The sequence below is a fragment of the Sphingopyxis sp. Root1497 genome (assembly GCF_001427085.1).
Classification (GTDB): domain Bacteria; phylum Pseudomonadota; class Alphaproteobacteria; order Sphingomonadales; family Sphingomonadaceae; genus Sphingopyxis.
The window spans coordinates 1,200,145-1,223,551 of the sequence record NZ_LMGF01000003.1 but is presented as its reverse complement, the minus strand read 5'-3'; the positions used below and the strand labels follow the sequence as shown (position 1 = coordinate 1,223,551).

Here is a 23,407-nt window from a genome sequence, read left to right as displayed (position 1 = left end):
GCAAGATTTTTCGCAGAATCTTTTCGATTTTTCTCACCGCCTTGGCGTTCGGCAGTGCGACGGCGGCGCACGCCGCACCCGGCCCCATCGCGGTCACCGACTTTGTGTGCCCGATCGGCGGCGAACGCTTCGCGCAGGAAACCGGCTATATCTCGGACCTGACCGAAAGCTGGCCCGACGGCAGCCGCCCGGGCGACGAAAAGGTCGATACCATCGTCGCCGAATGTCCGGGCAACGGCTTCGTCTTCCATCCCCGCTTCGCCTACACGCCCGCGCAGCTGGGCCTCGCCGAAACCCTCATCGCCAGCGCCGACTATCGCGCGCTCGCCGGCGAAACCCGGCTCGTCCGCCTGCTGTGGCTCGCGCCGCGCGTCGGCCGCCCCGCAGGCGAACAATATATCCTCCTGATCCAGGCGAGCTGGGCCGCCCGCAACCCCGCCGAGCGCGCCGCGCTGATGACGCGCATCGCCGACGAAGGGCCGGCGCTGATCGCCGCCGCGCGGCTGACCGGCGCGGACGAGTTCATCGCCCGCCGGACCGTCATCAACGCGCAGCGCGAAATCGGTCGCATGGCGGAGGCGCAGCAGGACCATGACCGCCTCACTCCCCAAACCTTCGACATGCTGAAAGCGGACGATGGCCATTCGACCATCGGCCCCTTTTTCGACCTCCAAAAACTGATCGAAGCGGGCGATCGCGATCGCTGGCCGCTTCAGATCATGCCGGCCGAATGGGCCGACGCCATTTGCGGCGGCGCGCGGCTCGATAATGTGCTCGGCGCCTGGCAAGCGGCGACTTCGCCCGCTGCCTGCACCCGACACCGCCAGCGCGTCGCGGCGGCAGAAATCCAGAAGGCGAACCTGTCGACCTTGTGCGCCGACCTCGATCCGATGAACGCCGACGTCTCGCTGATCACGGCGTGCGTGACGCGCGACCGTCCGGACATCAGCAACGCCAAGGCGAAATTCTCCGCGAACCCGGGACCCGAGATCGCCCGATGCAACGCGACGATCGACGACGACCGCGACGCCGCCCTGTCGGCGTTCTGCACCGACTATTATTGGGCGCTCGAGGACCGGATCGGGGTATTGCTCGCCAACGACGAGCCCGCTCGCGCGATCTTGTGCGGACCCGAAAGCGGCGGTCCCGACGATGACAGCCTCGGCCGCGGATGCCGCCTCGCCCTCGAATTTCGGCAGGACCGGACCATTCGCCAAATGCTCGAAGATCCCTCGACGCTCGAAGGTCGCTGCGCGGCGAAAGGTCCCGATGCGGACATCTGGCTGGTCATGGCCTGCTTCAACCACCGCGTCAGAAAGGATCGCGCGCTTTTGATCGACCTGGTGTCGAACCCCGCCGCCTATGACGCGCAGTGCGGCTATTACGCGCCCTTCCTCGGCGACACGGTGCCGCTCGACGGCCATCCTTATGAAACACGCTGCTCGGTCGCGACCGAAATCCGCTCGAACATGCAGGGGCTGAGCGCCAATGCCGTGCCTGCCCAAAAGGCGAAATGCGTCGAACTCTATATCGTGCTGCCGGGCGCAGGGACCCATTTCCCCTGCTCTTCCGCTGCGGCCGTCGCGGCAAATTTCGACGAATCCGCGGGCCAGGACCTGCGGCCGCTGACGTCCTTCGTACGCACCGATGCCGAACGCATCGTCGCCGCGTCGAAAGCACAGCGATCGCCCATGCTCCCGAAAGACATGGTGCGCTGACATGCCCCGGAGCGCGGCCGTGCGGCAACCGTTCCGGTTCGCCCTCCTCGCGCTCCTGCTCCTCCTCGTCATCACGATCGCGCTCTGGCGCATCACCAAGCTGCCCTGCTGGCAGATGGTCGGCGAGGTCACCTGCCGCGTCGAGACCGGCGAAAAGATCGTCGCCCTGTCCTTCGACGACGGCCCGACGCCCGAGGGGGTCGATGCGGTCATCGATGAACTGGCGAAGCGCCGCGTCCATGCGACCTTCTTCCTCATCGGCAGCAAGATGGCGCGCTATCCCGAACAGGCGAAGCGCCTGCTCGCCGCGGGGCACGAACTCGGCAACCACAGCTGGTCGCACAAGCGCATGATCGGGCGGTCGCAGGCGTTTTATCGCGACGAGATCGCGCGCACCGATGCGCTGCTGCGCGCAGCCGGAGTGGCGCATCCGACGCTGTTCCGCCCGCCCTTCGGCCGCCGCCTCGCCGGCCTGCCGCTCGCGGTCGAGCAGGAAGGCTATCGCAGCATCACCTGGGACGTCGCCGACGACGCGGTGCACAACATCACGCCCGAAACCTATGCCCGCGACATCGTGTCGCGCGCACGGCCGGGGTCGATCATCCTGATCCATCCGATGTACCGCGGCAACAGGGTCGAGCGTGCGGCGGTGCCGCTGGTCCTCGACGGACTCGCCGCCAAAGGCTATCGCATCGTCACGGTCGGCGAATTGCTGAAGGGGGAACAGCCCGAATGACCACCGCATCCAAGGCCATGACGATCCTTCGCACGATCCTCTCGGCCGTCGCCCAATATCTCACGCTCAGCGTCAGCCTGTTCTGGGTCGGCCCGATCGTTGTCGCACTCGTCGTCGTTCCCGAATTCGCGCAGCATGTCGCCGAAATTCACCTCGGCATGTTCGACAGCGTCGCCGCCGCGAAGCTCGCCGGCAACGATCCGCTGCGCTGGGCCTTCGGCTATGCGAAGATCGCCGGGCTCGTCCTGACCTTCATCGCCTCGGCGCGCTTCTGGTGGTGCCGCGCGCACGGCGGGCGCTGGTACGATATTCGCCGGCTCGCATGGGTACGGTTGGTGATCGGTTTTGTGCTGTTCATGGCGATCGGATCGATCGGCGAGCTTTTTGCGCTGATCGCCGACCGGAAAGCGCGGGTCGCGGTCTCGATCGTCTTCAGCCTGCTCTCGCTGCCCTTCCTGTTCGTGATGCTCGCGGGGCTGTTCGGCGACCGTGTCACCCCGATGAAGGCGCTGATCGCCAAAAGCTGGCCGTGGCTGCTCCTGCTCGCCTTGCTCCTGCCGCTCCTCTTCGCGCCGCTATCGTGGCTGCACGGGATGAACCACAAATGGGCGCTCGGCGCTCCCGATGCCATGGTCTGGGCGCTGATGATTTTCGACTCGCTCGTCGTCGGGCTGATGGCGTCGTCGGTCGGCGCGGCGCTGTTCGTCGCCTATGATCGCTTCTACAAGGGCGTCGGATCGCCGGGGAGCGCCTGATGAAACGCCGGATATGGGGCTTGGGGGGCGCGCTCCTCATCCTCATCGATCATCCGAACCAAGGCCGCGAGATGGGTATGGCAATGCTCGCCTTGGCTGCCCTGTTCATAGGTCCCGGCGCGATGGCTTTGGGACTGTTGTCGCTATCGAAGCAGGGGTCCGGTCGAGGAGGATTTTTGGAATGACCGAAACAAGATTTGACGCGCTAGACCGCCTTGTCCAGCTGCTCCTGCTGGTCGCGGCGGTCACCACCATCGCCAACGGCCTCTTCATGCTGGCTAGGCCGCTCGACTGGTATGTGTTCGTGCCCACCGTCGTCACCACCGGCCCGCCGAACCAGCATTTCATCCGCGACATCGGCCTCGCTTATATCGGCTCGGGCCTGATCCTGCTCTACGCGACCGCCAACCCGATCCGCCGCTGGCGCGCCGCGATCGTCGGCGGGCTGTGGCTCGCGCTCCACGGCGCGCTCCACATCTATGAGGTCGCGGCGGGCATCTGCGGCCCCGCGACCTTCTGGGCCGACGCCCCGGCGGTGATCGGCCAGCCCGCGCTCGTCATCGCTGCGCTCGCGATCCTTGGCGCACGCGGGCGGATCAAGCGCGGCGTTTGACAAGCGCATGACGAACGTCCTTCGCCTCATCCTTCTCTTTCTATTGTCGGCGACGCTCGCTCCCGTCGCTGCAGCACAGGGCGACGAGAACCTCGACAAGCGCAGCTTCACCTGCCCGCTCGGCGGCAAGACGTTCACGCACGAGGTCGGTTATTCGGCCTTTCCGCTGATCACCCTGCCCGATGGCAGCTGGCTCGGCGATGCGCTGATGGATGTGCAGATTCCAGTCTGTCCCGACAATGGCCTCGTCATCCTGCCCGACTATGCGGCTATGGAAGCGAGCGACGAGCAGCGCATGACCTATGGCGATTACAGCGTCGCCGAACGCGCGCGACTTCCCGGGCTGATCGCCGACCCCGCCTATCTTGCGCTCAAATCCGACAATCGCCACGCTCAGGCCTATTGGCTCGCGACGAAGCTCGGCCGCCCTGCCTCGACGCGCTTCCATCTGCTCCAGCGTTCGACGTGGGCGACGATCGACCCGATGCTGCGCAAACGCCGTGTCGAGCAATTCGCCGCCGATGGCCCGGCGCTGATCGACGCGCTCGACGAATCCGCCGACGCCCGGCGCCTTTACAGCACTTATATCGTCAACGCGCTGCGCGAACTCGGCCGCTTCGACGAAGCGCTCGCGCGCCTCGACGCCAATGACAGCGCCTATCCGTTACCCGACTCCCCGCCCGGCACGGAGCTAACGATACGGATTGAAAGCTTCGTCGATCCGCTGCGCACCGCCATCGCCGAGCGCGACGACGATCGCTTCCCGGTCGACCTGCTCGATCAGCGCATCGCGAACGATATTTGCACGGGCGCGATCCCGTATCCGCCCTATGATCAGAACACCCCCAAGACCAAGGCCGCCTGTGCGCGCCGCAAGGCCGCCGCCGACAGACAGGAGGCGGCGTTCGACGAAGCCATGGCGCTAGGCGACGATCCCGAAAACCGCGACCGGCTGTGCGCCGCCACCCCAGCGGGCGAACGCAGCGCCGGCCTCGCGCAGGCCTGCGACGGCGCCCAGGCCGAGCGCGACCGAGCCGCAGGCGACGCGCTCGCGATGCAGGGCCGCGCCACCGCCGCGACGTGCGAAGCGACGCCCGAAACCGAGCGCAAGGGCGCGCTTTTCCATGCTTGCGTCGCCTACGATATTCTTGTGGAGTCGCAGCTTGGCGAAATGCTCGTCGATGATTCCGCGGGCTTTACGGTGATCTGCGGCGAGGAGGTCGCTTACGACATAGCCGACCGTGATCGTCGCGTCTTTCCGGCCTGCGGGCAAGCGCAGGCGCTACGCGATGAGCGCGCCATCAAGGCATTGCTCGAAGACCCTGTCGCCCTCGAACCACGCTGTAAATCGCTCGGCGACGGCGCCTCTTACGGCACGCTCGAAATGGCCTGCGTTCGGTTCCATAGCGAACGTTTGGCAACACATATCCAAAAGCTCGCGACCGACGACGCCGCCTACCAGCACGAATGCGCGCGCTTCGGCGACAAGCCGCGCGACCTGTTCACCGACGCCGCCGATGAGCTCGAAGTCGTTTGCGACCAGGCGCGCTATCGCCGCAGCCACTCCGAAGAATTCACGGCGAGTGCCGGTATCTATGCGCCGATCGAGGCGCTTGATCTCGAAAACGCGGACGGTACATCGGAAGCCGCCAAGGGGATGAGCGCAGCGGTAGAAAAGGCGATCGACGACGCCGACGTGATTCCCGAACGCCGATCTTTTCTCGACGACGGCTCCGAACTCAGCATCGCCGCACGCGACGCCGCCGCGGCGATCATCGCCAGAGCGAAAGCCGAAAACACCTATCCGCGCCGGCCGAAGGGACAGCGCGACTGACCCCGGGCTTGCGTCGCCGAAACATCGCGCCTGTGCACCGGCGGCATCAATGCCGTGTTCGCCGACGGATCGGTCGGGTCGGCCAACGCGCCCGCGAAGAGCGGCAACGGTGGCTGAAGGGTTTGACAGGCGCAGGCCTGCCCGACACAGGGGGGCGATGACCCTCGCCATCCGCCCCGCCACGCCCGCCGACCTGCCGCTGATCGCGCAGTTCATCCGCGACCTCGCCGATTATGAGAAGCTCGCCCATGAAGTCCGCTTCGACGAAGCCACGCTCGGCGACCGCCTGTTCGGCGCGCGGTCCTATGCCGAGGTGGTGATCGGCGAGATCGACGGAGCGCCGCAGGGCTTCGCGCTGTTCTTCCACAATTTTTCGACCTTCGAGGGCAAGCCGGGGATTTATCTCGAGGATCTGTTCGTCCGCCCCGCCGCGCGCGGATCGGGGCTCGGCAAGGCGCTGCTCACGCATCTCGCGAAGCTCTGCACCCAGCGCGATTGTGCGCGGCTCGAATGGTCGGTGCTCGACTGGAACGCCCCCGCGATCGGTTTCTACCGGAGCCTCGATGCGAAGCTGATGGACGAATGGACCGTGATGCGCGTCGACGGCGACGCGCTGACCAGGCTGGCAGGCAGCTAACTCCCCTCCCTGCGAGGGAGGGGTTGGGGGTGGGTCGCGAGCAAAGCGAGCGTCCGCGCTGTCCGCCCTACCCACCCCTTGCAGGGAGGGGAAATCTCACCCCGGCTTCTTGAACCGCAGCACGAACTGGTCAGTCCTGCCCTTGATCGCATCGTCGAACACCGGCAGCGTGCGTGTATCGGCCTTGTTGATCAGCATCGGGCTTTCACCCTCAAGCACGAAGCCCGCCGCGAGTACCTCGGCCTTCACCGCCTCGGCGTCGATGCGGTGCAGCGTGTCGACGTCACGCAGCCCCGATCCGGCCGCGGCGCTATGGTCGAGCACGACATAATAGCCGCCAGGCTTGAGCGCCGCGAACGCCGCCTTGTTGATCCGCGCGGCGCCATCGGCGGGGACCTTCGGCCCTTTCAGGTCGTGATAGTTGCGCGACGTCCAGACGACGTCGGCGACACCCGCCGGGGCAATGTCGTCGAGCTTGCCGGTGAACACCTCGATATTGCCGCGCCCCGGTTCGGCGGCGATCGCCTGCGCCTTCGCCGGGTCGCGCAGCTCGGTCGCATAGACCTTGCCCTTCGGCCCGACCGCGTTCGAAAAGATGCGGGTGAAATAGCCCTCGCCGGGCAGGATTTCGACGACGGTGTCGCCGCGCTTGATCCGCGCGAACTTGACCATCATCCCGGGCTTGCGATTCACATCCTGCGCCTTGTCGGCGGCGGGGCGGCCGGGCTCGACCGCCGCGACCTGCGCGTGCGCGGGTTCGACCGGCAGCGCGACCGCTACCCCGGCGACGGCAAGCCCGAAGGCGGCGAAAAAATAGCTGGTGCTGCGAAGCAGTGCCGGACGCGACATGATATTCCTCCCTTTGTGGCGACAGATGACAGCAGCTAGACGCCAGCAACCCGATGATCGGATGCACGCGCGGCATAGAGAATTTGCACAAGTCAAGCGTGTATTATTCTGCCAACACACCTGCGGTGCCGACGAACGGACGAACGGCGCGGCGGACCGCACCAACGACGCGGATCAATCCGTCAAATCGGGGTGCGGTCAGCCCGCGGGCTTGGGCCGCCGCCGCTCCATCGGCCAGCCCGGCTTGTGCGCGTCGGACAGGCGCTTCGCCTCGGCGGCATCGACCCCCAGCTCGGTCAGCGCGCGTTCGAGCGCCTCTGCGGGGGCGACCTGGATGTCGGGCAGCACGCCGCTGCCTTCCCAATCCTTGCCGGTCGTGGGATCATAGGTGCGCCCGACCGGGATGAAGGCGCCATAGCCGCCGCCCAGATCCTCGCCGAACCCGAAATGATTGGCACCCGCGGTCGGATCGCCGACCAGCACGCCGCGCCCGGTATGCTTCATCGCAAGCGCAAAATGCTCGGCCGCCGACGCGCTCGCGCCCGAGGTCAGCACATAGACCTTCGCATCGCGCAGCCGCGTGTCGCTATTCGGGGTCGCCCAATGTTCGCGCGTCACCATCGCCGCATCGCCCGTGACCGGCCGCATCGACGGCACTCCGTCGATCGGCGATCCGCCGCGCGCATCGACCGAGGCGCGCGTCGCCATCGTCACCAGCCGCGTCTCCTGGCCGAACAGCCAGGGAAAGATGACGTCCATCTGCGCGAGCCCGCCGCCATTATGCGTCCGGATGTCGAAAATGATCGCCTTCGCATCGGCATGGTCGGCCATGAACTTGGCGGCTTCGGCGGTCACCGCGGCATCGTCGGGAAAGACGTTGAAGCGGACGAAGGCGATGCCGGGGGCGATCCAGCCCGGCTGCTCGACCGGGACCTTTTTCGGGCGCGGCATCGGCGCGGGCGCGCCGGGCACTGCTCCCGCCGGCGGGGCGGCGAGCGGCGTGCGCAACCGCAGATGCCCGTCGGGCGACACCGCATTGATATCGGCGTCGATCGCGCGGCCGAGCGCCTCGCCGGTCAGCGGCGCATAGCGGCCCGCCTTGATCGCGGCGCGGATCGCGGCAGCATAACGCTCGCCGGTCTCGGGATAGACATAGTCGCGCGCCAGCAGCGCGGCATAGGCTTCGGCGACGGCATTGCCGCTCACCGGCGCGGCCTCGTCGGCGGCGAGCGCCGGGGATGACGCGGCAAGCGGTAACGCCGCCATCCCCGCAAGCAAAAGGGCAGGAAAAAGGCGCGGCGAACGAATCATCTTGGTCTCCAATCCAACCCCGGTCGGACGAAGGTGTATCACATCATCAATACAGATCAACTACATTTGTAGTCGAACGCGATTCACGGCTTCTTGCGCGCAAACCAGATCAGGAACACGCCGACCACCGCGAGCACCGTGCCGTTGCGCGTCCAGGTCGTGTCGCCGAGCATGAAACTGCTCGCCGGCCAGCGCACGATGTCGAGCCCCTGCAGGATCCACAGCCCGCCCATCATGATCGCCGCGATCCCTATGACCGCGATAATGCCCTTCGCTGCACCCATGCCCGCTCTCCCCTATCGGCGCTGCAGTCCGATCAGCGGCCGCAGCCAGGTGATGCTGCGCCCGATCCGGTAGAAAAGCCAGCATCCCGTGACGGTCGCCGCGAGCAACACCACGAACGACGGCAACGCACCGACCCCCGCCTGCAACAGCCTCCAGCCGACCACAACGATGATCGTCTGGTGAATGATGTAGAATGGGAACACCGCCTCGGCGAGCGTCGCGCGGCTCGGATGGTCGCGGTTCCAGAAGCGATCGGCAATCCCGACCAGTGCGACGATCACCAGCCAGCCGTTGATGTGGCGCGCGACATGATAGGGCAGGAACACCCAATCGGGCGCGACCGTGTCGCCCGGCCATGTCCCTTCGATCCACGCGATGGGAACGAAGGCGAGCAGCCCGACGGCCAGCGCCACCTTCCACCAGCGCGCGACCGCCTCGAACAATATCGGCCGCACGCGCAGCAGCCAGCCGATGCCGAAGGCGGCGAGATAATGAAGGTGCGACGGCCCGTCGTCGAACAGCGCGTGCGTCTCGTCATGGTTGGGAAAGGCGAGGTAGAGCGCTATCCACCACAAGGCGGGCAGAACCAGCAACCGCCACCCGCCGAGAAGGTGCGCCGCACCGTCGGCGATCCGCGCCCGCGCTGCGGCGGGGATCAGCGCCAGCAACAGTGCCGCGAGCATCGTATAGACCCACAGGTACACGACGAACCACAGATGCTGCCAGGTCGGCAGCGCGATGCCATCGATGAACCGGAAGCCGAAATAATCGTGCAGCCAGAAATACAGGAAGCCGTGCGGATAGCCGTGCTGGCCCTTGAGGTCGATCCACGGCTGCGGCGGGACGATCACCGCCATGCCGAACACTAGCGGGATCAACAGCCGCGCGCTGCGCGACCGCGCGAAACCGCCCGCCCCGCCAAGTTTCGCGAATAGCGCCGCGCTCGCATAACCCGACACGAGGAACAGCAGCGCAAGCCGCCAGCTGTTCGTCGCGAGCATCGGGATCGCCACCCAATCGAGCGGCTGGGCGATCTTCACATGCCAGCCCCAGGGCACGAAATACATGCCGATATGATAGAGGATCAGCAGCGCGAACGCCCCGATGCGAAGCCAGTCCATCCCGTAATGGCGTTGCGTGCTCATCGGCCCCCTCACCCCGTCATTGCGAGCGCAGCGAAGCAATCCAGAGCGGGTTACGCAACCCTGGATTGCTTCGCTGCGCTCGCAATGACGAATTTACCGGAGAACCCGCCACGCCAGTTCGGCAAACTCGCACAAGAGCGGCCGCGTATCGCGCGGGTCGATGATATCCTCCACCCCATATTTCTCCGCCGTGCGGAACGGCGATCGCACGCGGTTCAATCGTTCGCGGATCGCTTCCAGATGCGCCGCGGGGTCCGCCGCCGCCTCGAGCTCGCTCTTGTACGCGACCTCGACCCCGCCCTCGATCGGCAGGCTGCCCCAGTCGCCCGACGGCCAGGCGAAACGGTACTGGAAGCGTTCGGCGTTCGACATCGCGCTGCCCGCGATCCCGTAAGCGCGGCGCACCACCACCGACGCCAGCGGCACCGTCGCGCGGTAAATGGCGTTCATCGCCTGCACGCCGTAACGGATCGTCCCCGTGCGCTCGGCCTCGCCGCCGATCATGAAGCCCGGATTGTCGACCAGATGCACGATCGGCAGCCGGAACTGGTCGGCCATCTTGACGAAGCGCTCGGCCTTCTCGCTCGTCTTCGCGTCCCACGACCCGCCAAGGAACGACGGATCGCTCGCCAGCACCGCCACGGGATAGCCATCGAGCCGCGCAAAGGCGGTGATCGCCGCCCGCCCCCAGCGCGCGCCCATCTCGAAAAAGCTGCCCTGATCGAACACCGCACCCGCGATGCGCCGCATCGAATAGACCTGCTTCGCCTCGCGCGGGACGATCGAGAGCAGGCTTTCCTCGCGCCGGTCGACCGGATCGCGGCATTCGGTCCGCGCCGCGCGCTCGTGGATCGACGAGGGCAAATACGACAAAAAGCGCCGCGCCGCCGCGAACGCCTCGGCCTCGCTCGCGACCTCGTCGTCGACCACGCCGTTGCGCGTATGCACGTCGACCCCACCCAGTTCCTCGCGGTCGAGCGTATCGCCGATCGCCGCCGCGACCGCCGGCCCCGCCGCGAACAGCTGCGACAGCCCACGCACCATGATGCTGTAATGGCTCGCCACCACCCGCGCCGCGCCCAGCCCAGCGGTCGGTCCCAGCGCCAGCGCCACCACCGGCACGGTATCCAGATTGGCGATGATCTCATGCCACCCCGGAACATGCGGGATATAGGTGTAGCCCATATCCTCGAGCGTCTTCACCGACCCACCGCCGCCGGTGCCGTCGATCATGCGGATCAGCGGCAGGCGATATTCATGCGCCATCGCCTCGCACTGGACGAATTTGCGGTGCAGCGCCGCATCCGCCGCGCCGCCGCGCACGGTGAAATCGTCGGCGCTGGCGACCACCGGCCGCCCGTCGATATTGGCGCGCCCGAAAATGAAGTTCGACGCCGCCAGATCTTCGAGTTCGCCGTCCGGACCATATTCCCCACGCCCCGCAATCTTGCCGATCTCGCGAAAGCTGCCGGGATCGACGATCGCATCGAGCCGCGCCCGCGCGTCCATCTTGCCGCGCCCGTGCTGGCGCGCGACCTTTTCATCCCCGCCCATCTTCTCGGCCATGGCGCGGCGCGCGGCGAGTTCGTCGACTTCTTTTTTCCAGCTCATGGGAGGAAGGCTATCTTACGTTGACGGAAACGTCATGCGAAACCTATCGTCGGTCCATGACGCGCAAAATCGCCCTCGCTTTCGCCGCCCTGCTGCTCCCGCTGACGCCCGTTTCGGCGAGCGAGGACGCACCGCTCCGCAGCATCCCCGGCGTCGCCACCCCCTATGAAACCACGGCCTTCGATCCCGATGCCGACGCGATGGCGGCGGTCGACGCGGCGCTCGATGCGGCACGCCGGTCGGGCAAGCGCGTGTTGCTCGTGATGGGGGCGAACGACTGCCACGACAGCGCCTGGCTCGCCAATGCGGTGACCAGCGCCGACCTCGCCGCCGCCCTCGCCACCCGCTACCATATCGTCTTCGTCGATATCGGCATGCCGCAGGTCGGGCGCGGCCGGAACCCGGAAATCCCGACACGCTTCGGCTTCAGGAAAATCAAGGGCACGCCCACGGTCGCGATCCTCGACGCGCGCGGCCATGTCCTCAACCGCAAGGCGGCGCCCAAATGGCGCAACGCCGCGAGCCGCAATGTGACCGAAATCCAGACCGAATTGATGCAATAGGGAGAGAGAGACATGGCCGAGATCAACCTTGCGGGGCGCACCGCGCTCGTCACCGGCGCGTCGCGCGGCATCGGCCGCGGCATCGCGCTGGCACTGGCCAGGGCGGGTGCCGACATCGCGGTCAACTACACCCGCGACGCCGACGCCGCCGCCGCAACCGTCGCGGAGATCGAGGCGCTCGGGCGCAAGGCCAAGGCGTATCAGGCATCGGTCACCGACGAGGATGCCTGCGCCGCGATGGTCGCGGACATCGAAACCGACCTCGGTCCGCTGTCGATCCTGATCAACAATGCCGGCATCGCCAGCCGCGGCCGGACCGTCGCCGACACCGATCCCGCCGAACTCGAACGCGTCATCGCGACCCACGCGCTTGGCCCGCACCGCGTCAGCCGCCTCGCGCTGCCGCAGTTGCGAACCCACAAGCGCAGCGACATCATCGTCATCTCCAGCGTCGCGACGCTCAGCCACAGCGCCAATGGCGCGCCCTATAATATGGGCAAGGCCGCGGGCGAGGCGCTCGCGCTGACGCTCGCCAAGGAAGAGATGGCGAACGGCATCCGCGTCAACATCGTCTCGCCCTCGCTGACTGTCAGCGACATGGGCGACAAGCTCGCGCGCGCGATCACCGGGCAGGACGACATCCATCACCTCGACGCCAAATTCCCCTTCGGCCGCGTCTCGCTGCCCGAAGATGTCGCCGCGGCGGTGCTATGGTTCGTGTCGGACGCCAACCCCTATTGCTCGGGGCAGAAGCTCAATATCGACGGGGCCGGGATGGCGACGTTCCGGTAAGGCTTTCCCTCTCCCCTTGGGGGAGAGGGTTGCGAANGGGTGAGGGGTTGCGAGCCCTTGGCTCGCGCGGAGCAAAGCTCCGCTCACCCTCATCCAAGTCCGCCTAATCGCCTGCGGCGATAAGGCTTCCTATCCTTCTCCCCTCAAGGGAGAAGGTCGGCTACAGCCCCCGCCATGCGCCCCGATTCGCCCTCCCCTACCATCCCCTTCCTGATCGCGTGCGCCGGCATTGCGACCTTCTCGGCGATGGACGTGCTTATGAAGGGGCTGTCGATCGACATCGGCGCGTATAACGCGGTGCTGTGGCGCACCGGCACCGGCGCGCTGGTCAGCGGCGCGATCTATGCCGTCAGCCGCCCGACGATGCCCGACCGCGCCACGATGAAAATCCACGCGGTCCGCTCGCTGTTCGTCGCGGGTATGGCATTGAGCTTCTTCTGGGGCCTCGCGCGGCTGCCGATGGCCGAGGCGATCGCGATCGCCTTCGTCGCGCCCTTGCTCACGCTCTACATGGCGGCGCTGTTCCTCGGCGAGAAGATCGGCCCGCGCTCGATCGCCGCGTCGCTGCTCGGCATCGCCGGGGTGCTCGTCATCGTCGCGGGAAAATTGGGCCGCGGCGACTATGCGCCCGAGGCACTATGGGCGGTCGGCGCGGTGTTTTTCTCGGCGATGCTCTACGCCTATAACCTCATCCTGGCGCGGCGGCAGGCGAAGATGGCCGAGCCGCTCGAAATCGCCTTTTTCCAGAATTTCTTCGTCGCGCTGATCATTGCGCTCGGCGCGCCCTGGTTCCTCGCGGTGCCGGGCGGCGACCATGCGCCGCATATCCTCGGCGCCGCGATCCTCGCGACCCTGTCGCTGCTGCTGCTGAGCTGGGCCTATGCCCGCGCCGAGGCGCAGATCCTCGCGACCACCGAATATACCGGCTTCCTGTGGGCGATGATGTTCGGCTGGTTCTTCTTCGACGAACGCGTGACCTGGCCGACGATCGCCGGCGCGCTGCTGATCGTCGCAGCGTGTTTGATCGTGGCGCGCAAGGTCCCGCACGACGATCCCGTCGAGCCGGCGGCGTCTTAGTCCCCCTCCCGCTTGCGGGAGGGGGACTAAGACGCCGCGCGCGAAAGCCGGTCGTTGATCGCCGCGCCCAGCCCGTCCTGCGGGATCGTCGCCACCGCGATCTTCGTCTTCGCGCTCGCCGCCCCCGCGTGCAGCGCATCGAACAGGCGCGCCGCCGCCTCGGTCAAATCGCCGCCCGCGCTCAGCTGGTAATCGCCCAAAACCGCGCCGAACCCGATCCCATATTCGTCCGGCGCAAAACCCGTCGCGCCCAGCCGCACCGGCTTGCCCGGCGCATAATGGCTCGCGAGCATCCCCGGCGCGACGATCTCCGATCCCTCGACGCCGGTCACCGCCAGCCCCGACGCCTCGGCCAGCATCGCCGCCGTCACCGGCCCCGGCCGCAGGATTTCGACCGCGCCGTCGCGCACCCGCGCGATCGTCGATTCGACGCCCGCCGTCGTCGGCCCGTCGTCGATCACCATCGCGATCCGCCCGTCGAGCGTCGCGAGCACATGGCTTGCCTTTGTCGGACTCACTCCGCCGCTCGCATTGGCGCTCGGCGCCGCGAGCGGGGCACCGCTTGCCGCCAGCAGCGCCTGCATCGCGCGGTGCCCCGGCACCCGCAGCGCAATCGTATCGAGCCCCGCCGTCGCGATGCTCGCGACCGGGCAGCCCGCCGTGCGCGGCACCACCAAAGTCAAAGGCCCCGGCCAGAAGCGATCCGCGAGCGCCCGCTCGACTTTGCCGAACACCCCCAGCTTTTCCGCCGCCGAGAGGTCCTGTACATGCACGATCAGCGGGTTGAAGTCGGGTCGCCCCTTCGCCGCGTAAATCCGCGCCACCGCCGCCGCGTTGCGCGCGTCGGCGGCGAGCCCGTAAACCGTCTCGGTGGGCACCGCGACCGGCTGCCCCTCCCCGATCAGCCCCCCGGCGCGCGCGATTGCATCCGCGGAGAAAGCGCGGGTATCGGTGGTGGTAAGCGGTGTTGTTTGACCCTCGGCCATGCCGCGCTATAGCGCCGCCACCTGTGGAATCATCCCTAAAAGGGGAGCCTGACATGACCTATACGCCGCCGACCACCGAGCAACTTTTCGTCCTCGACCATATCGCGCGCATCGACGCGATGGCGCAGCATGAACGTTTCGCCGACGCGACCCCCGACATGGTCGAGGCGATCGTCACCGGGATCGGCGAATTCGCGGCAGAGGTCTATGCGCCGCTCAACCGCGTCGGCGACGTCCAGAATCCCAAATGGGACAATGGCAAGGTTACTATGCCCCCGGGGTTCAAGGAGGCCTATCGGGCGTTCGTCGACGCCGGCTGGGGCAGCATCGACGGCCCGACCGAATATGGCGGGCAGGGCCTGCCCTTCACCCTCGCCACGGTAGTGATCGAGGCGCTCGGTAGCGCCGACATGGGCTTTACCCTCTGCAACATCCTGACCCCCGGCGCGATCCACGCGCTGATGGCCTATGGCACCGAAGAACAGCGCCGGGCCTGGCTCCCGAACCTCGTGTCGGGCGCATGGAACGGCACGATGAACCTGACCGAACCCAGCGCCGGCAGCGATGTCGGCGCGCTGCGTTCGACCGCCGAAGCGATCACCGAAGGCCCCGACGCCGGCCTCTACAAGATCCGCGGGCAAAAAATCTTCATCACTTTCGGCGAGCATGACCTCACCGACAATATCGTCCACCTCGTCCTCGCCCGCACCCCCGGCGCGCCCGAGGGAACGCGCGGCATTTCGCTGTTCCTCGTCCCCAAATATCGCCTCGACGCCGCCGGCAATTCGACGATTTCGAACGGCGTCCATTGCGCGTCGATCGAGCACAAGCTCGGCATCCACGGGTCGCCGACCGCAGTGATGGTTTACGGCGAGGACGAGGATTGCCTTGGCGAGATCGTCGGCGCCGAAATGGGCGGCATGCGGGCGATGTTCGTGATGATGAACAACGCGCGCCTGATGGTCGGTTGCCAGGGGGTCCAGATCGCCGAGCGCGCAACCCAGCAGGCGCAGACTTTCGCCGCAGAGCGCGTCCAGTCGGCGCTCGCAGGCGGCACCGACCGCAATCCGGTCACCATCGACCAGCACCCCGACGTCCGCCGCATGCTGTGGCGGATGCGCGCCCAGACCGAAGCCGCGCGCGCGCTGACCTATTATGCCGCCGCCCAGATCGACTTCGGCAAATTGGGCGACGAGGGCGCCGCGATGCGCGCCGAAATCCTGATCCCGCTGGTCAAGGCGCATGCTACCGACATCGGCTGCGAGGTCGCCAGCCTCGGCATCCAGGTCCATGGCGGCATGGGCTTCATCGAGGAAACCGGCGCCGCGCAGCATTATCGCGACGCGCGCATCGCCCCGATCTACGAAGGCACCAACGGCATTCAGGCTGCGGATCTGGTCGGGCGCAAGCTCGGCATGGCGGGCGGCGACCTCGTCCGCGGACTGATCGACGACATCGCCCATGGCGCGGCCGATTTCCCCGAATTGCAGCAGCTCGTCGACGCGTGCCGCGCAGTCACCGACTGGATGGTCAGCGCCCCCACCGGCGACCGGCTCGCGGGCAGCTATCCCTATCTCACCATGCTGTCGACCGCGACCTGCGGCTGGCTGATGGCGCTGCAGCACAAGGCGGCGAAAACCGCGCTCGAAGAGGGCCAGGGCGACGCCGCCTTCCTCGCAGCGAAAATCGCCTCGACGCGTTTCTACCTGCAACAGATCGTCCCCGCCGCCGTCGGCCTCGCCCCGTCGGCTCTCGCCGGCGACGCGGCGCTTCCTGCGCTGGGATAACACGCCCAAACCAGCCACCCTTCCCATGATTAACGCGATGATAACCATCGCGGCCTAGGCACGTGGGGTAGTCGCTGGGAGACGTGCGCGCGTGCCGATTGGTGTCAACAGGATGATCGTCAGCTGGCGCACCCTCGGGCTCGCGCTGCTGCTCAGCATCGCGGTCGGCGTGTCGGGCATCGGCGAACTTCCCGACCGATTGATCGCGATGGTGACCAGCCGGGTCGGCGACCGGCCGGTTTCGGGCGATATCGTCATCGTCGCGCTCGACGATCGCACGCTGGGCCAGACCCCCGGCGGCAGTTTTTCGATGACCCAATATGGCGAGGTGATCAGCGCGATCGACAAGGCCGGCGCGAAGCGCATGTTCCTCGATTTCTATTTCGACCGCCGCGAATCGGACCCCGACTTCTCGCGGCTGACCGCCGCGGTGCGCAAGATGGGCGACCGCGCCGTGCTCGCGGTCGCGACCAAGTCGATGCCCGGCACCGACCGCAGCCGCTCGATCTTTCCCAACCCGGCGTTCGGCGACAAGGCGCAGCTCGCCAGCATCGCGTGGGATTTCGAATATTGGCAGGTGTGGAACGTGCCGATCACCTATGTCGCCGACGGCCGCAAGCTGCCCAGCTTCGCGTCGCTGCTCGGCGGCAAAACGTCGGCCGAACCGAAAAGCTTCCGCCTCGATTTCTCCTACAACACGAACAGCATCCCGCAATATGGCGCCGCCGACCTGCTCGCCGGCCGCGTCGGCGCGGCGCAGCTCCGCGGCAAGGACGTCATTTTCGCGCCGACCGCTTCGACCTTCCAAGACGCCCATTATCTGCCCGGCCACGACCTTGTCCCCGGTGCCTATATCCATCTGATCGCGGGCGAGACGCTGAAGCGCGGCAATCCGGTCGACATCGGCTGGGCGCCGCCGCTGGCGTTCGTCGCCTTGCTCCTGCTCGCCGCGCTGCTGCCGCGCTTTCAACGCTGGTACGCCCCGGTCGCGCTCGCCGCGGTGGGGATCGCGATCGTCGGCAAGGTCCTGCTCACGACGCTGCTCATCACCACCTCGATCGGCGCCTCGCTGTTCCTGATCGCGGCGGTCAGCGCCAATGTCAGCCGCAAGCGCCGCCGCTTCTCCGCCCAGCGCGAAAACCCGGTGTCGGGCCTGCCCAATTTCGAAGCGCTGCGCACGCAGCTCGCCTTCGGCAGCGCGACGGTTATCGCCGCCAAGCTCGTCAATTTCGAGGACCTCGCCGCCTTCCTCCCCGGCGAGGGCAGCCAGCAGCTCGTCGACCAGGTCGCACGCCGCCTGACGCTCGCGTGCCACGGCACCCAGCTCCATCACGACCTCGACGGCACCTTCGCCTGGCTCGTCCCCTATTATCAGCACAGCCAGATCGAGGGGCATCTCGCCGGCCTCGCCGCGCTGTTCAACGCGCCGCTGACGATCGGCGAGCTGCGCGTCGACGTCGCGATCGCCTTCGGGGTCAACGACGAGTTCGAGGGATCGAACGCGCAGCGCCTCGCCGCCGCGCTCGTCGCCGCCGAACGCGCGATCCGCACCCGCGCGCTGTGGACCAAATATTCGCCGCGCCAGAAGGAAGACGCCGGCTGGCAGCTCAGCTTCCACTCGCAGCTCGAGGACGCGCTCACCGGCGGCGACATCTGGGTCGCCTTCCAGCCGCAATATGAGATTCGCACCCGCGAGCTTGTCGGGGTCGAGGCGCTCGCGCGCTGGACCCACCCGACGCGCGGGCCGATCCCGCCCGACGAATTCATCGTCCAGGCCGAAAAGAGCCAGGACATTTATCGCCTCACCCTGTTCGTGATGGACCAGGCGATCCGCTCGGCGGCGCAACTGCGCGACCGCGGGCTTCGGATCAACATGTCGGTCAATCTCTCGGCCACCCTCCTCGACCACGCCGACCTCGTCGGCACGATCCGCGTCATGCTGACCGCGCATCATTTGCCGCCCGAAATGCTGACGATCGAGATCACCGAAACCGCGCAGATCGAAAACAGCCGCCAGGCGCGCCAGACCCTTGCGCAACTGCGCCGCGCGGGCATCCGCCTGTCGATCGACGACTATGGCACCGGCCAGTCGAACCTCGAATATCTGACCGAAATCGAAGCCGACGAAATCAAGATCGACAAGCGCTTCGTGATGACGATGCGCGATTCGCAGCGCAACTTCGAAGTGGTTAAGTCCACGATCGACCTCGCGCACCGCCTCGGCGCCGTCGCGGTCGCCGAAGGCATCGAGGATGCCCCCACCATGGCGCTGCTCGAAGAACTCGGCTGCGACGTTGGTCAGGGCTATCACCTTGGCAAGCCGCAACTATTTACCGAACTCACGACCTCGCTCGCGACCACCCCGCACAGCCGCTCCGCCTAATCGTTACCAAAATGGTACCAAAACTAGTTAAGACTCGATTTACCACGTCTCTTAGGGTATACGCCCTGTTAACTGCTCTGCTTGGGCAGTGCACGCGATGCATCTAGGAGACAGCACATGGGTTGGTTCTGGCGGTTCATGGGCGGCGGCGGCACCGGTAGCGGTGGCGGCCAAGCCTAATCCAAACGAAATAGAGAAAGGGCCTCGGCATCGCCGGGGCCTTTTTTCGTTTGGGGTGGTGGAAATCGACCGGGCGGGCGGAACGAGGCTTGGCAGCGCTCGACCGATTGCGGCCCTGCTTCTTCTTCAAGCGACGGGCTGCGGACATTGGCCACCATCGTCACCCCGGGCTTGACCCGGGGCCTGCCTTGCCTTTTCCCGCGAGGATGACGCGGCGATCCTGCGCGACAAGCGGATCAAGCGAGGACTGCGATCCTCGAATATGACCTGGCGCAAGCTCGCCGAGGATTTCGGGTTCGAGCCTTTACCGCTCTGAGGAAGAACGGCGGGTCCCGGATCAAGTCCGGGATGACGAGGTTACAACCGTCCGCGTCTTTCCCAATACAATCCTCCCTTCCCTCACCCCTTGATGAACAGCCGGTCGGCAAGCCGCCGCACGACGAGCGCCATCGGGACGAGCAAAGGGAACGCCATCAACAGCACGATCAGCACGATATAGGCGAAGTAGAAGGCGGTGGAGAACGGCGGACGCCAGGCGTTCACCGCCGCGTCCTGCACCAGCAGCAGCAATATCCCCGCCAGCACCACCGGCGCGGCCGGCAGGTCGGGCATGGCCTTGACCCCCGCAACGACCACGATCACCGCCGCGATCAACAGGCCCACCCGCACCGCACCGAGCATCGTCGCGGGCAAGACCTCCCATGTCGCCACCAGCCGTTCGCGCAGCAACTGCGCCGCCGCCACGACCAGCAGCCCGGGCGCGATCGCCTGCACCCATCCCGGCGCATGGACCACCGCAAAGGCGCCGAACAGCCCCGCCGCCATGATCGGATAGCGCCCGTTGTACAGGCCCCACAGCGCCGGATCGCGCTCGTCCTCGGACGGCAGCGCCGCCCCGCTGAGCGGCAACAGCGCGACATTCGCCAGCGCGAGCGCGATGCCGATCGCCCAGTGCGGCGGCAGCAGCACGGCAAGCGCGAACACGACCAGCATCAGCGCGAGCGCGCCCGCCTGCCGCGCCGCCAGCGGACCGCCATAGCGCGACGGGCGCGTAGGGCGGATGCGCCGCAATCCCCAGCGATACGCGGCAAGCCCGACCAGTCCGGCCAGGAAAAAACCCCAGAAGGCGGCATTGCCGGCGGCGGCATCGAGGTCGATCCAACTCGCCGCGATCGCCGAGATGGCGCCGAGCACGACGAGTCCGAACAACGATCCCAGCGAAAGGCCGGGATTGCGCATCCGCTCCCACGCGGCGACGATGTCGGCATCGAACCGGTATTCGCCCTCGGGATGCCGCCGTCGCAGTTCGTCGAGGAAAGCGGTGATCCGCCGCTTCGGGAAAAAGTCGCGCCACCAGCGGCCGCTCGGCGCCTGTTCGATATCGTCGATCACCTGCTTCGCATGGCCGGCGATGACGCCCTCGCCGATCTGATGGAACCAATGCTCGGCCGCGGCGCGCTGCCCGACTTCACGGATCGCCCAGTCGGTCCCGACCCGCTGCGAACGCCGCACCCAGCCATAATGCCAGCTCGCCAGCCGCAAGAGATAAGAGGCGTCGGCGCCATGGTCGAGCGCGAGATGGGCGAGGCGATGCTCGGTATCCTCCGCCGCATCGACCGTCTCCAGCGCGGGTTCGGCCCACAGCGCACGCATCTCGCGGTCGAGGGTCCGCTCGCGCGCCTCGCCGCCCGCCACCAGTGCCGCCTCGATCGCCGCGAAGCGCGCCGCGACCGGATCCACCGCGGGCGCCGTCCACGGATTGATCCGTTCGGGCGACCGGATCGATAGCGCCGCCTCATCTACCGGATCGCCGGACAGGATCGACCAGCCGCTCTCCGCCAGCCTGTCCTCCGACATCGCCGGGTCGTCCGGCGCATCCTCGGGTCCGTCGTCGCCTGCGTCTTCGATCGCGTCGCCGTCATATATCCACCGCGCTTGTCGCAGCGCGTCTTCCAGACGTCCGCGCAGCGCGATGAATTTCGCCGGCTCGGCCTCGACGTCGATCTCTTTCAGCTTCCCGGCATAGGCGCGCTTGATCGCCCGCTCGTCGCTCGTCGGATCGATCCCCAGGCTGCTCCACGGCGGCCGGCGGCGGCTCACAGGAACTGCTCTCCGTCCATGCCGTCGACCGCCTTGTCGAGTTCGGTCCGTGCCGCCTCGATCTCGCGCGGTTCCTGCCGCGCCAGCACCGCTTCGAATTGCGCAATCCATTCGCCGACCAGTTGCCGCTCATAGCCCAGCCGGTTTTCGAACAGCTGGTTGGCACGCGCCAGCGTCGCGGCGTTCGCGGCTTCCTCGCGCGGATGGATCTTCAGTGCCTCCAGCGCCTTGCGGCGCTTGGCGAAATCGGCCTCGCTCTCGCGATCCTCCTCGTCGCGGATCACCAACTGGCGCCGCGTTCCGGTGCCCGGCACCTCGACGTCGATCTCGAGCAGCCCCGACACGTCATAGGTGAAGCGCACCGCGATGCCGATCTGTCCGCCATGCCCCTGCGGCAACGGCACGTCGAGTTGTCCCAGCTTGACGTTCTGCGCCACGAAGCGCGATTCGCCCTGATAGATGCCAAAGGTCACGCTCTGCTGGTGCGCCTCCATCGGCGAATAGACCTCGCTGCGGCTCGCCGGGATCACCGTGTTGCGCTCGATGATCGGCGAGAACAGCCCGGTGGTCACCTTGCCGCCCGCATCGCGGTGGCCGGTGTCGACCCCCAAAGTGAAGGGGCATACGTCGGTCAGGCGGATCTCCTTGAGCGCCGCGTCGCGGCTCTTGAGCCCCGCCTGCACCGCCGCGCCCAGCGCGATCGCATGGTCGGGGTTGATCTGCGCATTGGGAAAGCGCCCGAACATCCGCGTCACCGCGCGGCGCACCAGCGGCATCCGCGTCGCGCCGCCGACCATCACGATCTCCGACAATCCTTCCGCCCGCACATTGCCGTCGCGCAGCGCGCGCAGCACCGGGTCGCGCAATCGGTCGATCAGCGGCTGCGCGCGTTCCTCGAACGCCTCGCCGGTAATCTCGCATGCGAACGCCTCGCCCCTCCACACGATCTGGAACGGCGCGCGGTCGGCGTCGCTCAGCGCGCGGCGGGTGCGTTCGGCGGCGGCACGCATCACCTCGTCGAGCATCGCGCTGTCGCCCGGCTTCGCCTTCAGCCCCTCGCCCAGCGCATCGCGCGCCAGCGCGACGATCGCCGCGTTGAAATCCTCGCCGCCCAGCCGGTTGTCGCCCGCCGAGGCGCGCACCTCGATCACCCCGTCGAAAATCTCGACCAGCGACACGTCGAAGGTGCCGCCGCCAAGGTCGAAGACGAGGAAGGGCCGTTCCTCCTCGAGCTCGTGGATGCCATAGGCCAGCGCCGCCGCGGTCGGCTCGTTGATCAGCCGCTCGACCTTCAGCCCGGCGAGTTCGCCCGCGCGCCGCGTCGCCTTGCGCTGGCGGTCGTTGAAATAAGCAGGAACGGTGATGATCGCGCCGGTGACCGGGTCGCCCAGAAACGCCTCGGCATCGGCCTTGAGCGCGCCGAGCACCATCGCCGACAGCTCTTCGGGGCGATAGCGGCGCTTGCCCAATCGCGCTTCCTCGGTCGTGCCCATCCGCCGCTTGAAGATCGTCGCGGTCGCCTCGGGATGCGTCGCCTGCCGCTCACGCGCCGCGAGGCCGACGAGCAGCGCGCCGTCGTCGCCGACGCTGACCGCCGAGGGGGTGAGCAGGTCGCCGAGCGCGTTGGGAATCAGTTCGGGCCCGCCGTCGCGCCACACCGCGACCGCGCTGTTCGTCGTCCCCAGATCGATCCCCACCAGCATAAGTGCCTGTCCCCCAACGCGCTTCCAGGGCACACCGCCTAAAGGCTGCGTGCCGCGATGAAAAGCCGCTCCCCCATATCTTGTGTCACCCGAAATAATTTTTGCCGGTGCGGCACTTTTGTCACGCCCGCGCCGGACCCGCGGAAAGCCGCGGCCCGACTCCGCGAAGCGTGCTTTGCCATCGACGAAACGAATCAAAATGGCGACGAGTCGAGTCCCTAATCTGTCATTTACTCTCTTGCGTCTCAGCGCCGACGTGGCACTATGGATGGTGGGTAGACCACGGGGGCACCCCAAGAAATAGTGTTTGGCTGGAAATGGCGGTTTTCCGTCGCTCATGAG

Annotated in this window: 21 protein-coding genes; 13 read left to right on the top strand and 8 right to left on the bottom strand. The window is 67.0% G+C overall.

Annotated features, from left to right (window positions below):
- Nucleotides 1-41: 41 nt before the first annotated feature.
- Genes ASD67_RS09285 through ASD67_RS09255 form a run of 8 tightly spaced genes read left to right on the top strand, consistent with a single transcriptional unit; the run spans nt 42 to nt 6,293 of the window.
- Nucleotides 42-1,718, top strand: coding sequence for a hypothetical protein (locus tag ASD67_RS09285; protein WP_156377631.1), 1,677 nt, complete (start codon nt 42-44; stop codon nt 1,716-1,718).
- Nucleotides 1,719-1,737: 19 nt separating this feature from the next.
- Complete coding sequence (locus ASD67_RS09280; RefSeq protein ID WP_235535618.1) at nt 1,738-2,454, top strand: polysaccharide deacetylase family protein; 717 nt, start codon at nt 1,738-1,740, stop codon at nt 2,452-2,454.
- Nucleotides 2,451-3,209, top strand: coding sequence for a hypothetical protein (locus ASD67_RS09275; RefSeq protein ID WP_056346188.1), 759 nt, complete (start codon nt 2,451-2,453; stop codon nt 3,207-3,209). Before ASD67_RS09280 ends, ASD67_RS09275 begins: the two co-directional genes overlap by 4 nt.
- The gene (locus ASD67_RS09270; RefSeq protein WP_056346186.1) at nt 3,209-3,394 is read left to right on the top strand and encodes a hypothetical protein; all 186 of its coding nucleotides are present in this window, start codon (nt 3,209-3,211) and stop codon (nt 3,392-3,394) included. Before ASD67_RS09275 ends, ASD67_RS09270 begins: the two co-directional genes overlap by 1 nt.
- On the top strand, nt 3,391-3,822 hold the full coding sequence (locus ASD67_RS09265; protein WP_200938000.1) for a hypothetical protein: 432 nt from the start codon (nt 3,391-3,393) through the stop codon (nt 3,820-3,822). Before ASD67_RS09270 ends, ASD67_RS09265 begins: the two co-directional genes overlap by 4 nt.
- A 7-nt stretch (nt 3,823-3,829) precedes the next feature.
- On the top strand, nt 3,830-5,656 hold the full coding sequence (locus tag ASD67_RS09260; protein ID WP_056346184.1) for a hypothetical protein: 1,827 nt from the start codon (nt 3,830-3,832) through the stop codon (nt 5,654-5,656).
- Between the two features lie 30 nt (nt 5,657-5,686).
- Nucleotides 5,687-5,773, top strand: coding sequence for an H-X9-DG-CTERM domain-containing protein (locus tag ASD67_RS24020; RefSeq protein ID WP_443028034.1), 87 nt, complete (start codon nt 5,687-5,689; stop codon nt 5,771-5,773).
- A 40-nt stretch (nt 5,774-5,813) separates the two neighbouring features.
- Nucleotides 5,814-6,293, top strand: coding sequence for a GNAT family N-acetyltransferase (locus ASD67_RS09255; protein WP_056346182.1), 480 nt, complete (start codon nt 5,814-5,816; stop codon nt 6,291-6,293).
- Nucleotides 6,294-6,389: 96 nt separating this feature from the next.
- Here the strand turns inward: ASD67_RS09255 and ASD67_RS09250 are convergent, their stop codons facing one another.
- The 5 genes from ASD67_RS09250 to ASD67_RS09230 form a co-directional block, all read right to left on the bottom strand.
- Entirely contained in the window at nt 6,390-7,142 is a 753-nt protein-coding gene (locus tag ASD67_RS09250; RefSeq protein WP_056346180.1) for a class I SAM-dependent methyltransferase, read from the bottom strand.
- A 198-nt stretch (nt 7,143-7,340) separates the two neighbouring features.
- A complete protein-coding gene (locus tag ASD67_RS09245) occupies nt 7,341-8,408 on the bottom strand; it encodes a S41 family peptidase (protein ID WP_162248560.1) in 1,068 nt (355 codons plus the stop codon).
- A gap of 128 nt (nt 8,409-8,536) precedes the next feature.
- Complete coding sequence (locus tag ASD67_RS09240) at nt 8,537-8,737, bottom strand: hypothetical protein (protein ID WP_056346175.1); 201 nt, start codon at nt 8,735-8,737, stop codon at nt 8,537-8,539.
- Nucleotides 8,738-8,749: 12 nt separating this feature from the next.
- Nucleotides 8,750-9,883: an acyltransferase family protein gene (locus ASD67_RS09235; RefSeq protein WP_056346173.1), complete on the bottom strand. Its 1,134-nt coding sequence runs from the start codon at nt 9,881-9,883 to the stop codon at nt 8,750-8,752.
- Nucleotides 9,884-9,976: 93 nt separating this feature from the next.
- The gene (locus ASD67_RS09230; RefSeq protein ID WP_056346171.1) at nt 9,977-11,494 is read right to left on the bottom strand and encodes an acyl-CoA carboxylase subunit beta; all 1,518 of its coding nucleotides are present in this window, start codon (nt 11,492-11,494) and stop codon (nt 9,977-9,979) included.
- Nucleotides 11,495-11,550: 56 nt separating this feature from the next.
- On the opposite strand from ASD67_RS09230, the gene ASD67_RS09225 reads away from it, so the two are divergent.
- The 3 genes from ASD67_RS09225 (at nt 11,551) to ASD67_RS09215 (ending at nt 13,926) form a co-directional block, all read left to right on the top strand.
- A complete protein-coding gene (locus tag ASD67_RS09225; RefSeq protein ID WP_056346168.1) occupies nt 11,551-12,057 on the top strand; it encodes a thioredoxin family protein in 507 nt (168 codons plus the stop codon).
- 12 nt (nt 12,058-12,069) lie between these two features.
- Nucleotides 12,070-12,849 carry an SDR family NAD(P)-dependent oxidoreductase gene (locus ASD67_RS09220; RefSeq protein ID WP_056346165.1) on the top strand — a complete coding sequence of 260 codons (780 nt, stop codon included), beginning with the start codon at nt 12,070-12,072 and terminating at the stop codon, nt 12,847-12,849.
- Between the two features lie 174 nt (nt 12,850-13,023).
- Nucleotides 13,024-13,926 (top strand): DMT family transporter, encoded by a 903-nt coding sequence (locus ASD67_RS09215; protein ID WP_056346164.1) that lies wholly within the window; start codon nt 13,024-13,026, stop codon nt 13,924-13,926.
- 26 nt (nt 13,927-13,952) lie between these two features.
- Here ASD67_RS09215 and ASD67_RS09210 read toward each other — a convergent pair whose 3' ends face one another.
- Entirely contained in the window at nt 13,953-14,912 is a 960-nt protein-coding gene (locus ASD67_RS09210; RefSeq protein WP_056346162.1) for an L-threonylcarbamoyladenylate synthase, read from the bottom strand.
- 53 nt (nt 14,913-14,965) lie between these two features.
- On the opposite strand from ASD67_RS09210, the gene ASD67_RS09205 reads away from it, so the two are divergent.
- Nucleotides 14,966-16,699, top strand: coding sequence for an acyl-CoA dehydrogenase (locus ASD67_RS09205; protein ID WP_056346160.1), 1,734 nt, complete (start codon nt 14,966-14,968; stop codon nt 16,697-16,699).
- Nucleotides 16,700-16,790: 91 nt separating this feature from the next.
- Nucleotides 16,791-19,082 (top strand): EAL domain-containing protein, encoded by a 2,292-nt coding sequence (locus ASD67_RS09200; protein WP_056346159.1) that lies wholly within the window; start codon nt 16,791-16,793, stop codon nt 19,080-19,082.
- A gap of 579 nt (nt 19,083-19,661) precedes the next feature.
- On the opposite strand, the gene ASD67_RS09195 is transcribed toward ASD67_RS09200, so the two are convergent.
- Together ASD67_RS09195 and ASD67_RS09190 are read right to left on the bottom strand one after the other, a co-directional pair.
- A complete protein-coding gene (locus ASD67_RS09195; protein WP_056346157.1) occupies nt 19,662-21,362 on the bottom strand; it encodes a hypothetical protein in 1,701 nt (566 codons plus the stop codon).
- The gene (locus ASD67_RS09190; protein ID WP_056346155.1) at nt 21,359-23,065 is read right to left on the bottom strand and encodes an Hsp70 family protein; all 1,707 of its coding nucleotides are present in this window, start codon (nt 23,063-23,065) and stop codon (nt 21,359-21,361) included. Before ASD67_RS09190 ends, ASD67_RS09195 begins: the two co-directional genes overlap by 4 nt.
- Nucleotides 23,066-23,407: the final 342 nt, after the last annotated feature.

Excerpts from the sequence above, each read along its gene's own strand:
- ASD67_RS09275 (WP_056346188.1), top strand. The coding sequence starts at position 2,451 with ATGACCACCGCATCCAAGGCCATGACGATCCTTCGCACGATCCTCTCG.
- ASD67_RS09270 (WP_056346186.1), top strand. The coding sequence starts at position 3,209 with ATGAAACGCCGGATATGGGGCTTGGGGGGCGCGCTCCTCATCCTCATC.
- ASD67_RS09265 (WP_200938000.1), top strand. The coding sequence starts at position 3,391 with ATGACCGAAACAAGATTTGACGCGCTAGACCGCCTTGTCCAGCTGCTC.
- ASD67_RS09260 (WP_056346184.1), top strand. The coding sequence starts at position 3,830 with ATGACGAACGTCCTTCGCCTCATCCTTCTCTTTCTATTGTCGGCGACG.
- ASD67_RS09255 (WP_056346182.1), top strand. The coding sequence starts at position 5,814 with ATGACCCTCGCCATCCGCCCCGCCACGCCCGCCGACCTGCCGCTGATC.
- ASD67_RS09250 (WP_056346180.1), bottom strand. The coding sequence starts at position 7,142 with ATGTCGCGTCCGGCACTGCTTCGCAGCACCAGCTATTTTTTCGCCGCC.
- ASD67_RS09245 (WP_162248560.1), bottom strand. The coding sequence starts at position 8,408 with ATGGCGGCGTTACCGCTTGCCGCGTCATCCCCGGCGCTCGCCGCCGAC.
- ASD67_RS09240 (WP_056346175.1), bottom strand. The coding sequence starts at position 8,737 with ATGGGTGCAGCGAAGGGCATTATCGCGGTCATAGGGATCGCGGCGATC.
- ASD67_RS09235 (WP_056346173.1), bottom strand. The coding sequence starts at position 9,883 with ATGAGCACGCAACGCCATTACGGGATGGACTGGCTTCGCATCGGGGCG.
- ASD67_RS09230 (WP_056346171.1), bottom strand. The coding sequence starts at position 11,494 with ATGAGCTGGAAAAAAGAAGTCGACGAACTCGCCGCGCGCCGCGCCATG.
- ASD67_RS09225 (WP_056346168.1), top strand. The coding sequence starts at position 11,551 with ATGACGCGCAAAATCGCCCTCGCTTTCGCCGCCCTGCTGCTCCCGCTG.
- ASD67_RS09220 (WP_056346165.1), top strand. The coding sequence starts at position 12,070 with ATGGCCGAGATCAACCTTGCGGGGCGCACCGCGCTCGTCACCGGCGCG.
- ASD67_RS09215 (WP_056346164.1), top strand. The coding sequence starts at position 13,024 with ATGCGCCCCGATTCGCCCTCCCCTACCATCCCCTTCCTGATCGCGTGC.
- ASD67_RS09210 (WP_056346162.1), bottom strand. The coding sequence starts at position 14,912 with ATGGCCGAGGGTCAAACAACACCGCTTACCACCACCGATACCCGCGCT.
- ASD67_RS09205 (WP_056346160.1), top strand. The coding sequence starts at position 14,966 with ATGACCTATACGCCGCCGACCACCGAGCAACTTTTCGTCCTCGACCAT.
- ASD67_RS09190 (WP_056346155.1), bottom strand. The coding sequence starts at position 23,065 with ATGCTGGTGGGGATCGATCTGGGGACGACGAACAGCGCGGTCGCGGTG.